The 12,214-nt window shown below is 53.4% G+C and carries 17 protein-coding genes; 10 read left to right on the forward strand and 7 right to left on the reverse strand.

Annotation, left to right across the window (positions count from 1 at the left end; genetic code table 11):
- The first annotated feature begins 75 nt into the window (after nt 1–75).
- Complete coding sequence (gene sfsB / locus JGF26_RS17965; RefSeq protein WP_028017034.1) at nt 76–363, forward strand: DNA-binding transcriptional regulator SfsB; 288 nt, start codon at nt 76–78, stop codon at nt 361–363.
- Nucleotides 364–424: 61 nt separating this feature from the next.
- Here the strand turns inward: sfsB and murA are convergent, their stop codons facing one another.
- The 7 genes from murA to mlaF all read right to left on the reverse strand — a co-directional run bounded on the left by murA (nt 425) and on the right by mlaF (nt 5,218).
- Nucleotides 425–1,684 carry a UDP-N-acetylglucosamine 1-carboxyvinyltransferase gene (gene murA, locus JGF26_RS17970; protein WP_028017033.1) on the reverse strand — a complete coding sequence of 420 codons (1,260 nt, stop codon included), beginning with the start codon at nt 1,682–1,684 and terminating at the stop codon, nt 425–427.
- A 50-nt stretch (nt 1,685–1,734) separates the two neighbouring features.
- Entirely contained in the window at nt 1,735–1,989 is a 255-nt protein-coding gene (gene ibaG / locus JGF26_RS17975; protein ID WP_008501458.1) for a BolA family iron metabolism protein IbaG, read from the reverse strand.
- Between the two features lie 126 nt (nt 1,990–2,115).
- The gene (gene mlaB, locus JGF26_RS17980) at nt 2,116–2,409 is read right to left on the reverse strand and encodes a lipid asymmetry maintenance protein MlaB (RefSeq protein ID WP_049007565.1); all 294 of its coding nucleotides are present in this window, start codon (nt 2,407–2,409) and stop codon (nt 2,116–2,118) included.
- Nucleotides 2,409–3,044 (reverse strand): phospholipid-binding protein MlaC, encoded by a 636-nt coding sequence (gene mlaC, locus JGF26_RS17985; protein WP_028017031.1) that lies wholly within the window; start codon nt 3,042–3,044, stop codon nt 2,409–2,411. The genes mlaB and mlaC overlap by 1 nt, the downstream gene beginning before the upstream one ends.
- A gap of 18 nt (nt 3,045–3,062) precedes the next feature.
- The gene (gene mlaD, locus JGF26_RS17990; protein WP_134708503.1) at nt 3,063–3,611 is read right to left on the reverse strand and encodes an outer membrane lipid asymmetry maintenance protein MlaD; all 549 of its coding nucleotides are present in this window, start codon (nt 3,609–3,611) and stop codon (nt 3,063–3,065) included.
- A gap of 4 nt (nt 3,612–3,615) precedes the next feature.
- A complete protein-coding gene (mlaE, locus tag JGF26_RS17995; RefSeq protein WP_010436044.1) occupies nt 3,616–4,398 on the reverse strand; it encodes a lipid asymmetry maintenance ABC transporter permease subunit MlaE in 783 nt (260 codons plus the stop codon).
- A gap of 7 nt (nt 4,399–4,405) precedes the next feature.
- Nucleotides 4,406–5,218: a phospholipid ABC transporter ATP-binding protein MlaF gene (gene mlaF, locus JGF26_RS18000; protein WP_024906354.1), complete on the reverse strand. Its 813-nt coding sequence runs from the start codon at nt 5,216–5,218 to the stop codon at nt 4,406–4,408.
- Nucleotides 5,219–5,445: 227 nt separating this feature from the next.
- Between mlaF and JGF26_RS18005 the strand changes: the two genes are divergently transcribed.
- The 9 genes from JGF26_RS18005 to ptsN all read left to right on the forward strand — a co-directional run bounded on the left by JGF26_RS18005 (nt 5,446) and on the right by ptsN (nt 12,196).
- Nucleotides 5,446–6,423, forward strand: a complete 978-nt coding sequence (locus tag JGF26_RS18005; protein ID WP_028017029.1) for a calcium/sodium antiporter — start codon at nt 5,446–5,448, stop codon at nt 6,421–6,423.
- A gap of 13 nt (nt 6,424–6,436) precedes the next feature.
- Entirely contained in the window at nt 6,437–7,423 is a 987-nt protein-coding gene (gene kdsD / locus JGF26_RS18010; protein WP_049007564.1) for an arabinose-5-phosphate isomerase KdsD, read from the forward strand.
- Between the two features lie 14 nt (nt 7,424–7,437).
- Nucleotides 7,438–8,004 (forward strand): 3-deoxy-manno-octulosonate-8-phosphatase KdsC, encoded by a 567-nt coding sequence (gene kdsC, locus JGF26_RS18015; RefSeq protein ID WP_028017028.1) that lies wholly within the window; start codon nt 7,438–7,440, stop codon nt 8,002–8,004.
- Nucleotides 8,001–8,576, forward strand: coding sequence for an LPS export ABC transporter periplasmic protein LptC (lptC, locus tag JGF26_RS18020; protein ID WP_028017027.1), 576 nt, complete (start codon nt 8,001–8,003; stop codon nt 8,574–8,576). Before kdsC ends, lptC begins: the two co-directional genes overlap by 4 nt.
- Nucleotides 8,545–9,099: a lipopolysaccharide ABC transporter substrate-binding protein LptA gene (lptA, locus tag JGF26_RS18025; RefSeq protein WP_024906352.1), complete on the forward strand. Its 555-nt coding sequence runs from the start codon at nt 8,545–8,547 to the stop codon at nt 9,097–9,099. The genes lptC and lptA overlap by 32 nt, the downstream gene beginning before the upstream one ends.
- Nucleotides 9,100–9,105: 6 nt before the next feature.
- A complete protein-coding gene (gene lptB, locus JGF26_RS18030) occupies nt 9,106–9,831 on the forward strand; it encodes an LPS export ABC transporter ATP-binding protein (protein ID WP_025756692.1) in 726 nt (241 codons plus the stop codon).
- A gap of 47 nt (nt 9,832–9,878) precedes the next feature.
- A complete protein-coding gene (gene rpoN / locus JGF26_RS18035; RefSeq protein ID WP_028017026.1) occupies nt 9,879–11,312 on the forward strand; it encodes an RNA polymerase factor sigma-54 in 1,434 nt (477 codons plus the stop codon).
- Between the two features lie 22 nt (nt 11,313–11,334).
- On the forward strand, nt 11,335–11,622 hold the full coding sequence (hpf, locus tag JGF26_RS18040; RefSeq protein WP_008501444.1) for a ribosome hibernation promoting factor: 288 nt from the start codon (nt 11,335–11,337) through the stop codon (nt 11,620–11,622).
- An 82-nt stretch (nt 11,623–11,704) separates the two neighbouring features.
- The gene (gene ptsN / locus JGF26_RS18045; RefSeq protein ID WP_008501443.1) at nt 11,705–12,196 is read left to right on the forward strand and encodes a PTS IIA-like nitrogen regulatory protein PtsN; all 492 of its coding nucleotides are present in this window, start codon (nt 11,705–11,707) and stop codon (nt 12,194–12,196) included.
- Nucleotides 12,197–12,214 lie beyond the last annotated feature (18 nt).

Raw genomic sequence — 12,214 nt, forward strand, 5'->3', positions numbered from 1 at the left:
AGTTTGAAATGGGTATAGTAAGCCTGTCGTTTCAGAAGAAACGGCGTGAGTAAATCCGAACTTAAGGACAGCGTTATGGATACGAAATTTATCGACTGGCACACGGCTGATATCATTGCGGCACTGCGCAAAAAAGGCACTTCACTGGCAGCTGAATCTCGCCGCAATGGTCTGAGTTCTTCTACCCTGGCAAACGCCCTGACTCGTCCCTGGCCAAAGGGAGAATTAATTATCGCAACGGCGCTAGATACGCATCCGTGGGTGATCTGGCCCTCGCGTTACCACGATCCCATTACCCATGAATTTATCGACAGATCGCGCATGATTCGCCAGAAAAAAGCAAAGAAAAAACCGCAGGAATAATGCGATTTTTGACAGGAACAGCAACCCCCCGGTCATTGCTGGCAGGGGGCTGCCGGAACGATTACTCGCCCTTCACACGTTCGATATTGGCACCCAGCGCGCGCAGTTTATCTTCGATACGCTCATAGCCACGATCGATGTGGTAAATACGATCCACAACCGTCGTACCTTCCGCGATACACCCCGCCAGCACCAGGCTTGCGGACGCACGCAAATCGGTTGCCATCACCTGAGCACCGGACAGCTTCTCAACACCATGGCAAATCACGGTATTACTTTCGATCTCAGCACGTGCACCCATACGGATCAGCTCCGGTACGTGCATAAAGCGGTTCTCGAAAATGGTTTCAGTGATGAAGCCAGTACCTTCAGCCACCAGGTTTAGCAACGTGAACTGAGCCTGCATGTCCGTCGGGAACGCCGGATGTGGAGCAGTACGCACATTCACCGCTTTTGGACGCTGGCCGTGCATGTCGAGGCTGATCCAGTCTTCACCGATCTCAATATCAGCACCCGCATCGCGCAGCTTCGCCAGCACCGCATCCAGCGTATCCGGCTGAGCGTTACGACAAACAATCTTACCGCCAGAGATCGCCGCAGCGACCAGGAAGGTACCGGTTTCGATACGGTCCGGCAGAACGCGATAGACACCGCCACCCAGACGCTCAACGCCTTCGATGGTGATACGGTCGGTACCCTGACCGGAGATCTTCGCACCCAGCGCGACGAGGAAGTTTGCGGTATCCACAATTTCCGGTTCGCGCGCGGCATTTTCAATAATGGTGGTCCCTTCTGCCAGCGTTGCCGCAGACATAATGGTGACCGTTGCGCCTACGCTCACTTTGTCCATGACAATGTGCGCACCTTTCAGGCGACCATTAACGGACGCTTTAACGTAACCTTCTTCCAGTTTGATCTCTGCGCCCAGTTTCTCCAGACCAAAGATATGCAGGTCAACCGGACGCGCACCGATGGCGCAGCCGCCGGGCAGAGAGACCTGCCCCTGACCAAAACGCGCCACCAGCGGGCCAAGCGCCCAGATGGACGCACGCATGGTTTTCACCAGATCGTACGGCGCAGAGAAGTTGTTCACATTGCTGGCATCGATCCAGACGGAACCATTACGCTCAACTTTGGTTCCCAACTGGGTGAGCAGCTTCATGGTGGTGTCGATATCTTTCAGCTTTGGTACGTTCTGAATTTCTACCGGCTCTTCCGCGAGCAGCGCAGCAAAGAGGATTGGCAGCGCGGCGTTTTTCGCGCCAGAAATTGTGACTTCGCCCTGGAGACGCGTTGGCCCCTGTACACGAAATTTATCCATTGTGTGTTCTCTTATAAATTCAACCGTGCTGCGGGCCTGTCGCCCTCAGCTCAAAAACCGTTTAGTTTGCGATCGCGTGCCCACTCTTGCGGGGTGAACGCTTTAATCGACAGGGCGTGGATGCGGTTATCCGCAATATATTCCATCAGCGGCGCGTACACAGCCTGCTGCTTCTTCACACGGCTCATACCGTCGAACATCTCACCCACAGCAATAACCTGGAAGTGACTGCCATCGCCAGTGACGTGGGCTTCCTGAAGGGAGAGTGCATTCATCAGCACTGTCTGGATTTCATGATTTTCCATGGGCTCTTAATCATCTGATAGTGAAAACAAGCCCAACATCTTAGAGCAAAGTGACGTCGTCTTAAACAAGCAAAAAGCCCCGACGATGAAACTGTCAGGGCTTTCAGAAGTAACGCACTGAAAATACTAACGAGGCAGCACGTCGTGAGGGAGATTGTAGAGCTGCGCAAGGGTAACGACATTATCACTCGCGCCGTGAAGCTTGACGCTTTGCCCCTGCTTTTTCCCCACGGCAACCAGATGGGCGAGCAGCGCAATACCTGCTGTATCCACCCGTGTGACCTCGGTTAAGTCGATGAGCGTCACACCCTGCATCGCTTCATGACGTTTGTCCCACAATGGGTTCAGCAGATCCTGATCAAGTTCACCGGACAGCTTTAATGTCTCGCCTTCACGCGACCAGCTGAGTTGCTGAGACATTACTTCTTCTCATCCAGGGTAATTTTCTGACGAGAAATAGACTGCAGCTGCGCGGTAAGGCCATCAATACCTTTGGTACGCAGCAGGTCGCTCCACTCGTTCTGTTTGGTGGTGATCATGCTTACCCCTTCGGCAATCATGTCATACGCCTGCCAGTGCCCCGTCTGGCTGTTTTTACGCCACTGGAAATCCAGACGAACCGGCGGACGGCCGTTAGGATCGTTGATCGTCACGCGGATAGGTACGATGGTCGCATCACCCAGCGGCTGCTCAGGCGCAATCTGATAGGTCTGACCATGGTACATCGCCAGCGCCTGACCATAAGCCTGTTTCAGGTATTCACGGAACGCGGCAAAGTAAGCATCACGCTGCGCGGGGGTCGCGTCTTTGTAATAACGTCCCAGCACCAGCGCACCTGCATATTTGATCTGCACATACGGCAGCAGTTCCTGATCGACAACATCACGCAGATAATCAGGATTAGCACGAATTTTAGGTTGCTCGTTTTTAAGACGGTCGAAAGTCTTCTTGGCCGCTTCGTCCATCTGTTTGTACGGGTTACTCTGATCCGCAGCGTGGGCTGCGGTGAGAGGGGCAATGACCAGCATGGCAACCATTAACAGTCGTTTAAACATGAATGACTTCTCCTGAAATTAATTCGTCGCGCCAGATGTCGGTGCGACGTTGGTGTGATCTTCAGTCTGCGCAGGGGCAGCATCGGATTTTTTCTCATCCCCTTTACTGTTGTAAAGGAACTGACCAATCATATCCTCCAGCACCATTGCGGACTTCGTATCCTGGATAACACTGCCGTCTTTAAGGATAGTCGTTCCGAGCTCTGGGTCTTCAAAACCAACGTTAAGCGCCAGATATTGTTCACCCAGCAGGCCGGAAGTCCGGATCGAAAGAGAACTGGTGTCCGGAATATGGTTATAACGCTCTTCGATATCCATCGCGACGCGTGGGAGATAGGTTTTCTCATCAAGCGTAATGTCCGACACTCGGCCGATCACCACGCCACCAATACGTACCGGTGAACGCGCCTTCAACCCGCCGATATTATCGAAGGTGGCATAAATACGATATGTCGGCTCGGTGCGGACAGATGTGATATCCGCCGCTCGCAGGCAGATAAACAGCGCCGCCAGCAGTGCCAGTAACAGGAACACGCCGACCCAAATTTCATTTTTTCTCGTTTGCATGAACTCAATTCCCAAACATCAGTGCGGTGAGCACAAAATCCAGACCCAGTACGGCCAGCGACGAATGTACGACTGTACGCGTTGTTGCACGGCTAATGCCCGCCGACGTCGGGATGGCATCGTAACCATTGAACAATGCAATCCAGGTGACCGTAATAGCAAAGACCACGCTTTTAATCAGACAGTTGACCAGATCCATTCGCAGATCAATGGCGTCCTGCATGGCAGACCAGAAGAAACCGGCATCAATGCCTTTCCAGTGGACGCCAACCAGCGAGCCGCCCCAGATACCCACGGCGACAAACAGAATAGTCAGTAACGGTAACGAAATCACCCCAGCCCAGAAACGCGGCGAGATCACGCGACGCAGCGGATCAACCGCCATCATCTCCATGCTGGAAAGCTGCTCGGTCGCACGCATCAGGCCAATTTCAGCCGTTAATGCCGACCCCGCGCGCCCGGCGAACAACAGTGCCGCCACAACCGGCCCCAGTTCACGCAGCAGTGAGAGCGCCACCAGCATCCCGAGGCTGGTTTCTGCACTGTAGGTTGTCAGAACAAGGTAGCCCTGAAGCCCAAGCACCATACCGATAAACAGCCCGGAAACAATGATGATGAGCATCGACAGCACGCCGACATTATAGAGCTGACGCACCAGCAACGGTGCGTGCTTGCGGAATTCCGGCTTGCCGACCAGCGCGTTGAATAACATCAATCCGGCGCGCCCGAACGTCCTGATGGTTTTTATGCCACGGTGTCCGAGAGCGGCCAACGCATTTAACAGCATGAGTGGCTTAACTCCCTATTCCCAGTAAATCGTCACGATAGTCGCCCGCCGGGTAGCGGAACGGCACAGGGCCATCTGCAATACCGTCAAGGAACTGCCGCACGCGCGGATCGCAATTTTCCTGCAGCGCCTGAGCGCTACCGTGTGCGACGATCTTTTTGTCCGCCACGATATAGGCGTAATCGGCAATGCTCAATACTTCCGGTACATCGTGAGAAACCACGATACAGGTAACGCCGAGCGCGCTGTTCAGCTCAGAGATGAGCTTCACCAGCACACCCATCGTGATAGGATCCTGTCCGACAAACGGTTCGTCGAACATGATTAAATCAGGTTCTAGTGCAATGGCTCGCGCCAGTGCAGCGCGTCGCGCCATCCCACCGGACAGTTCCGAAGGCATCAGTTTTGCAGCCCCTCGCAGACCGACGGCTTCAAGCTTCATCATCACCGTGCTTTTCAGCAGCTCAGGCGGCAGGCTGGTATGCTCGCGCAGCGGATAGGCCACGTTATCAAAGACGTTCATGTCGGTGAACAGAGCCCCCGACTGAAAGAGCATGCTCATGCGTTTACGGACAGTATACAGGCGCGAGCGCGACATCTCCGGGATGTTTTCGCCATCAAAGAGGATTTCACCGCTATCCGGTGGGATCTGCCCACCAATGAGGCGCAGCAGGGTCGTTTTACCGATCCCGGACGGCCCCATGATGGCAGTGATCTTGCCACGCGGTACGGTCAACGAAATATCATCAAATATCAATCGGTTGGCGCGAGAAAAACTCACACCGCGAACATCGACTAAATTCGCCATCGTTTGGCTCATTTATTGTTCCTTTCTTACCCTGCTCACATTAAGGCATGCAGCCTGAATCAGCCCCAAACTCAGCATTTTTACAGAATAATAGCCGTTGAGGTTAGCGAAAGCTGGCATTTGTTTTACTTTTCCGGCGCATAAAGTCAAAATTAGGAATTCGTTACGCCTCAGACAGTATGCAGTCCAGCCATTCCCGCGCGATGGACCGACGAGTATACCTGAAGAAAGGACTTTTGATGCTTTTAGCAACAGCACTGTTAATAATTGGTTTACTTTTGGTGGTCTACAGTGCTGACCGTTTAGTGTTTGCTGCATCTATCCTGTGTCGTCTGACTGGCGTACCGCCTGTTGTCATCGGGATGACCGTTGTCAGTGTTGGAACGTCGCTTCCTGAAATCATCGTCTCTGTTTCAGCATCGCTGCATGGTCAGGTAGACCTGGCTATTGGCACCGCGATTGGCTCGAACATCGTCAATATATTACTGATTTTAGGCCTGGCGGCACTGCTCCACCCATTTCGCGTACATTCCGATGTTCTGCGCCGTGAATTGCCGCTAATGTTAATCGTAAGCCTGCTGGCAGGGTGCGTATTTTATGATGGCGTACTGAGCTACAGCGACGGCATTTTCTTGCTGGCGCTGGCCGTCATCTGGCTGCTGTATAGTGTTAAAATCGCCCGCCAGGCTGAAAAGCTGGGTCAGGATAGCCTGACTCGGGAGCAGGTTGCCGAACTCCCGCGGGAGGGCACGCTGCCTGTAGCACTACTTTGGCTTGGCGTCGCGCTGATCATCATGCCAATGGCAACGCGCATGGTCGTCGACAACGCGACAGTACTGGCGAACTATTTTGCCATCAGTGAACTGACCATTGGCCTGACGGTCATTGCCATCGGCACCAGCCTGCCGGAGCTGGCCACGGCCATTGCGGGAGCACGTAAAGGTGAAGATGACATTGCCATTGGCAATATCATCGGTTCCAACATTTTTAATATCGCGATTGTGATGGGCCTGCCGGCCCTGATAACGCCCGGGCCTTTTAACCCCCTGGCGTTTTCACGCGATTACGGTGTGATGTTGCTGGTCAGCGTGATATTTGCCCTGCTCTGCTGGCGGCGGCAACGCCAGATCGGCAAAGGCGCAGGCGCGCTGTTGACGGGTGGATTTATCGTATGGATGGCGATGCTGTACTGGCTCTCGCCTCTTCTCTCTGGGTAAACGGAAACGCATTATGTCGCAAATAGAATTGCAGCCGGGTTTTGACTTTCAGAAAGCAGGCAAAGACGTTCTGGAGATTGAACGTGAAGGTCTGGCGCAGTTAGATCAGTACATTAATCAGGATTTTAGTCTGGCATGTGAGAAGATATTCTACTGTGCCGGTAAAGTCGTGGTAATGGGGATGGGCAAGTCCGGTCATATTGGCCGCAAAATGGCCGCGACGTTTGCCAGCACCGGAACCTCTTCTTTCTTTGTACACCCAGGGGAAGCCGCACATGGCGACCTGGGGATGGTCACGCCGCAAGATATCGTCATCGCACTGTCAAATTCCGGTGAATCCAATGAGATCCTGGCGCTGATCCCGGTACTGAAGCGACTGCATGTCCCCCTCATTTGCATGACCAGTCGCCCGGAAAGTAGCATGGCGCGGGCGGCCGATATTCACCTGTGCGTTAAGGTTCCCAAAGAAGCCTGCCCGCTGGGCCTGGCTCCGACCTCCAGCACCACCGCTGCACTGGTCATGGGTGATGCGCTTGCCGTAGCGCTGCTGGAAGCCCGCGGTTTTACCCCTGAAGATTTCGCACTTTCTCATCCCGGCGGTGCGCTTGGGCGCAAGCTGCTTCTGCGGGTCAACGATATTATGCACACCGGGGATGAAATCCCTCACGTCAGTAAAGCGGCCTCCCTGCGCGATGCGCTGCTGGAAATCACCCGCAAGAATCTGGGTATGACAGTCGTGTGCGATGATCTGATGAAAATTCAGGGGATCTTCACCGATGGGGACCTGCGTCGCGTGTTTGATATGGGTGTAGATGTCCGCACGCTTGGCATTGCCGATGTGATGACACCTGGCGGCATCCGCGTTCGCCCGGGTACGCTGGCAGTGGATGTGCTGAACCTGATGCAGTCCCGTCATATCACCTCCGTTATGGTTGCCGATGGCGACCAGTTGCTGGGTGTGGTACATATGCATGATCTGCTACGCGCAGGCGTAGTGTAATGAAGGATAAGACAATGAGTAATGCGGGTGCATCCCTTGCAACCTGTTATGGTCCAGTCAGTACCCATATGATGGCGAAGGCAGAAAAGATTCGCCTGCTCATCCTGGATGTGGATGGGGTCCTCTCCGATGGCCTGATTTACATGGGCAATAATGGTGAAGAGCTGAAAGCGTTTAACGTTCGCGACGGTTACGGTATCCGCTGTGCCCTCACCTCGGGTATCGAGGTAGCGATAATCACCGGGCGAAAAGCTAAACTGGTAGAAGATCGCTGTGAAACGCTGGGCATTACCCATCTGTATCAGGGACAATCCGATAAGATGGCGGCGTTCAATGATTTAGTGGGTAAACTGGCAATTGCACCGGAAAACGTGGCTTATGTCGGGGATGACCTGATTGACTGGCCCGTGATGGCTGAAGTTGGGCTGAGCATCGCCGTTGCCGATGCGCATCCGCTGTTGCTCCCACGCGCTGACTACGTTACCCACATCAATGGCGGCCGCGGTGCCGTACGTGAAGTCTGCGATCTGCTTCTGCTGGCGCAAGGCAAGCTTGATGAGGCCAAAGGGCAATCAATATGAGTAAAACCAGACGTTGGGTTATCATTCTGCTTTCGCTTGTCGCACTGGTATTGATTGGCGTGAATATTGCCGATCGCGACGATACGCAAACGGAAGTGATCAACAATAACGATCCAACCTATAAAAGCGATCACAGCGACACCGTGGTCTACAGCCCGGAAGGGGCACTGAACTATCGCCTGATTGCCCAGCATGTTGAATACTTTTCAGATGACGGTATTTCGTGGTTTACCCAACCTGTCATGACGACGTTTGATAAGGACAAAGTCCCGACGTGGTCAATCAAGTCAGACCGGGCAAAACTGACAAATGACCGTATGCTTTATCTATATGGTCACGTTGAAGTCAACGCTCTGACGCCTGACTCGCAACTGCGAAAAATTACGACGGATAATGCCCAGATCAACCTGGTGACCCAGGATGTGACGTCGCAGGATCTGGTCACACTATATGGCACAACATTTAATTCCAGCGGTTTAAGAATGCGCGGGAACTTACGCAGCAAAAACGCCGAGCTGATTGAAAAGGTTAGAACCTCCTATGAAATTCAAAACAAACAAACTCAGCCTTAAAGTAATTATCGCCAGTGCGATGCTGGCGACCAGTCTCCCCGCGCTTGCTGTAACGGGCGATACCGACCAGCCGATCCATATCGAGTCAGACACGCAGTCTCTTGATATGCAGGGTAATGTCGTCACCTTTACGGGTAATGTCGTCATGACCCAGGGCACCATCAAAATCAACGCCGACAAAGTGGTCGTTACCCGTCCGGGTGGTGAGCAGGGCAAAGAGATTATTGATGGCTACGGCAACCCGGCAACCTTCTACCAGATGCAGGACAACGGCAAGCCGGTGAAGGGCCACGCCACGCACATGCACTATGAGCTGGCGAAGGATCTGGTCATCCTGACGGGTAATGCCTATCTGGAACAGCTGGACAGCAATATTACCGGCGACCAGATCACCTATCTGGTGAAAGAGCAAAAAATGCAGGCCTCCAGCGAGAAAGGCAAACGCGTAACCACCGTGCTGGTTCCGTCGCAGCTGCAGGACAAAGGTAAAGGCCAGGCCCCGGCACAGAAGAAGAGTAACTAATTCGTTATGGCAACATTAACTGCAAAAAATCTCGCGAAGGCCTATAAGGGCCGCCGTGTCGTAGAAGATGTCAGTCTGACCGTCAACTCCGGCGAAATTGTGGGCCTGCTTGGCCCTAACGGTGCGGGTAAAACCACAACCTTCTACATGGTCGTTGGCATTGTGCCACGCGATGCCGGCAACATTGTTATTGACGATGAAGACATCAGTCTTCTGCCGTTGCACGCTCGCGCGCGTCGCGGAATCGGCTATCTGCCGCAGGAAGCCTCTATTTTCCGTCGTCTTAGCGTTTACGATAACCTGATGGCGGTTCTACAAATTCGTAACGACCTGACCAGCGAACAGCGACAGGATCGTGCCAACGAGCTGATGGAAGAGTTCCACATTGAGCACCTGCGTGACAGCCTCGGTCAGGCGCTCTCCGGGGGGGAACGTCGCCGCGTTGAAATCGCGCGTGCGCTGGCCGCAAACCCGAAATTTATCCTTCTGGATGAACCGTTTGCGGGCGTTGACCCCATCTCCGTTATCGACATTAAACGTATCATTGAACACCTGCGCGACAGCGGGCTTGGTGTACTGATCACTGACCACAACGTGCGTGAAACGCTGGCCGTGTGTGAACGCGCCTATATTGTGAGCCAGGGCAATCTGATCGCCCACGGTACGCCGCAGCAGATCCTCGAAGATGATCATGTTAAGCGCGTCTATCTTGGGGAAGACTTCAGACTCTGATAGGGTAGAGGTAACGTAACGCCGAACCGGAGAAAAATGCTCTGAACATGAAGCAAGGTTTGCAATTAAGGCTCAGCCAACAACTGGCGATGACGCCGCAGCTACAGCAGGCAATTCGCCTGTTGCAACTGTCCACGTTAGAACTCCAGCAGGAGCTCCAGCAGGCGCTGGACAGCAATCCGCTGCTGGAACAAACCGATCTTCATGACGAGGTAGATACCCAGCAGTCGCAGGATACAGAAGCGCTCGATACCGCTGATGCACTCGAACAAAAAGAGATGCCGGACGAGCTTCCGCTGGATGCCAGCTGGGATGAAATCTACACCGCCGGAACCCCTTCCGGTACGCGTGCAGACTACCAGGATGATGAGCTACCGGTCTATCAGGGTGAAACCACCCAGTCGCTACAGGATTATCTGATGTGGCAGGTGGAACTGACCCCCTTCTCCGATACCGACCGCGCGATTGCCACGTCAATTGTCGATGCCGTTGACGACACGGGCTATTTGACCGTCACGCTGGACGATATTCTGGAAAGCATGGGCGACGAAGAGATTGAACTCGAAGAGATTGAAGCGGTTCTGAAGCGTATCCAGCGTTTCGATCCGGTCGGTGTGGCGGCAAAAGATCTACGCGACTGCCTGCTGATCCAGCTTTCTCAGTTCAGCAAAGAGACGCCATGGATTGATGAGGCACGCGTTATCATTAGCGATCATCTGGATCTGTTGGCTAACCACGATTTCCGCACCCTGATGCGCGTCACGCGCCTGAAAGAAGAGGTGCTGAAAGAAGCGGTGAATCTGATCCAGTCGCTCGATCCACGCCCCGGACAGTCGATCCAGACCAGCGAACCTGAGTACGTGATCCCGGATGTGCTGGTCAGAAAACACAATGGCCGCTGGGTCGTTGAACTGAACTCTGACAGCATCCCTCGCCTGCAAATCAACCAGCAGTATGCCTCCATGTGCACCAGCGCACGAAACGACTCTGACAACCAATATATTCGTAGCAATCTGCAGGAAGCGCGATGGTTGATCAAAAGTCTGGAGAGCCGAAATGATACGCTGCTCCGCGTCAGCCGCTGTATTGTCGAACAGCAGCAGGCTTTCTTTGAGCAGGGCGAAGAGTATATGAAACCGATGGTACTGGCAGATATTGCCCAGGCCGTCGAGATGCATGAATCAACCATTTCCCGCGTCACCACGCAGAAGTATCTGCACAGTCCACGCGGTATTTTTGAGCTTAAGTATTTCTTCTCCAGTCATGTGAATACCGAGGGCGGCGGTGAAGCGTCGTCAACGGCAATTCGCGCACTGGTGAAGAAGTTGATCGCCGCGGAGAACCCCGCGAAGCCACTGAGTGACAGTAAGTTAACCACCATGCTGTCCGACCAGGGTATTATGGTGGCACGTCGTACTGTTGCGAAGTATCGAGAGTCTTTATCCATTCCGCCGTCCAACCAGCGTAAGCAGCTGGTTTGACACAACCGATAAGGAAGACACTATGCAGCTCAACATCACTGGACAAAACGTCGAAATTACTGAGGCTTTACGCGACTTCGTGAACGCGAAGTTTGCAAAACTCGAGCAGTATTTCGAAAGGATCAATCAGGTCTATATTGTGTTGAAAGTGGAGAAAGTGACTCATATCTCGGATGCAACCCTGCACGTCAACGGGGGTGAACTCCATGCCAGTGCGGAAGGGCAAGACATGTATGCGGCTATCGACGGCTTGATTGATAAGCTTGCGCGACAGCTTAATAAACATAAAGATAAACTGAAACAACACTAATTGTCCGGGCAGTTAACGGGTGCAGGACGGCCTGTTGTGAAACACAACGGGCCATTTGTACAGTTAGCGCTTAGGTGAAATTATGATGAACAACGATTCCGCTCTTCAACTGAGCAATGTCCTTAACCAGGAATGTACCCGCAGTGCAGTTCACTGCCAGAGCAAAAAGCGTGCGCTGGAGATCATCAGTGAACTGGCCGCAAAACAGCTGGGCCTGCCGCCGCAGGTAGTGTTCGAAGCTATCCTGACCCGTGAAAAGATGGGCAGTACCGGCATCGGCAATGGCATCGCGATCCCGCATGGCAAACTGGAAGAAGACACCTTGCGTGCCGTCGGTGTGTTTGTGCAACTGGAAACCCCTATCGCCTTCGATGCCATTGATAACCAGCCCGTCGATCTCCTCTTCGCGCTGCTGGTGCCTGCTGACCAGACGAAAACCCACCTGCATACGCTTTCTCTGGTCGCAAAACGCCTGGCTGATAAAACCATTTGCCGTCGACTGCGCTCAGCCCAAAGTGATGAAGAGCTCTATCAAATTATCACTGAAGCAGAAGGCAATCAGGATGATGCATAACCAGGAGATGGCTTTCAC

This window comes from Enterobacter sp. E1 (assembly GCF_016809815.1).
GTDB classification, from domain to species: Bacteria; Pseudomonadota; Gammaproteobacteria; order Enterobacterales; family Enterobacteriaceae; genus Enterobacter; species Enterobacter adelaidei.

Coding starts and splice junctions, on each gene's coding strand:
- sfsB (WP_028017034.1), top strand. CDS start 76: ATGGATACGAAATTTATCGACTGGCACACGGCTGATATCATTGCGGCA.
- murA (WP_028017033.1), bottom strand. CDS start 1,684: ATGGATAAATTTCGTGTACAGGGGCCAACGCGTCTCCAGGGCGAAGTC.
- ibaG (WP_008501458.1), bottom strand. CDS start 1,989: ATGGAAAATCATGAAATCCAGACAGTGCTGATGAATGCACTCTCCCTT.
- mlaB (WP_049007565.1), bottom strand. CDS start 2,409: ATGTCTCAGCAACTCAGCTGGTCGCGTGAAGGCGAGACATTAAAGCTG.
- mlaC (WP_028017031.1), bottom strand. CDS start 3,044: ATGTTTAAACGACTGTTAATGGTTGCCATGCTGGTCATTGCCCCTCTC.
- mlaD (WP_134708503.1), bottom strand. CDS start 3,611: ATGCAAACGAGAAAAAATGAAATTTGGGTCGGCGTGTTCCTGTTACTG.
- mlaE (WP_010436044.1), bottom strand. CDS start 4,398: ATGCTGTTAAATGCGTTGGCCGCTCTCGGACACCGTGGCATAAAAACC.
- mlaF (WP_024906354.1), bottom strand. CDS start 5,218: ATGAGCCAAACGATGGCGAATTTAGTCGATGTTCGCGGTGTGAGTTTT.
- JGF26_RS18005 (WP_028017029.1), top strand. CDS start 5,446: ATGCTTTTAGCAACAGCACTGTTAATAATTGGTTTACTTTTGGTGGTC.
- kdsD (WP_049007564.1), top strand. CDS start 6,437: ATGTCGCAAATAGAATTGCAGCCGGGTTTTGACTTTCAGAAAGCAGGC.
- kdsC (WP_028017028.1), top strand. CDS start 7,438: ATGAGTAATGCGGGTGCATCCCTTGCAACCTGTTATGGTCCAGTCAGT.
- lptC (WP_028017027.1), top strand. CDS start 8,001: ATGAGTAAAACCAGACGTTGGGTTATCATTCTGCTTTCGCTTGTCGCA.
- lptA (WP_024906352.1), top strand. CDS start 8,545: ATGAAATTCAAAACAAACAAACTCAGCCTTAAAGTAATTATCGCCAGT.
- lptB (WP_025756692.1), top strand. CDS start 9,106: ATGGCAACATTAACTGCAAAAAATCTCGCGAAGGCCTATAAGGGCCGC.
- rpoN (WP_028017026.1), top strand. CDS start 9,879: ATGAAGCAAGGTTTGCAATTAAGGCTCAGCCAACAACTGGCGATGACG.
- hpf (WP_008501444.1), top strand. CDS start 11,335: ATGCAGCTCAACATCACTGGACAAAACGTCGAAATTACTGAGGCTTTA.
- ptsN (WP_008501443.1), top strand. CDS start 11,705: ATGATGAACAACGATTCCGCTCTTCAACTGAGCAATGTCCTTAACCAG.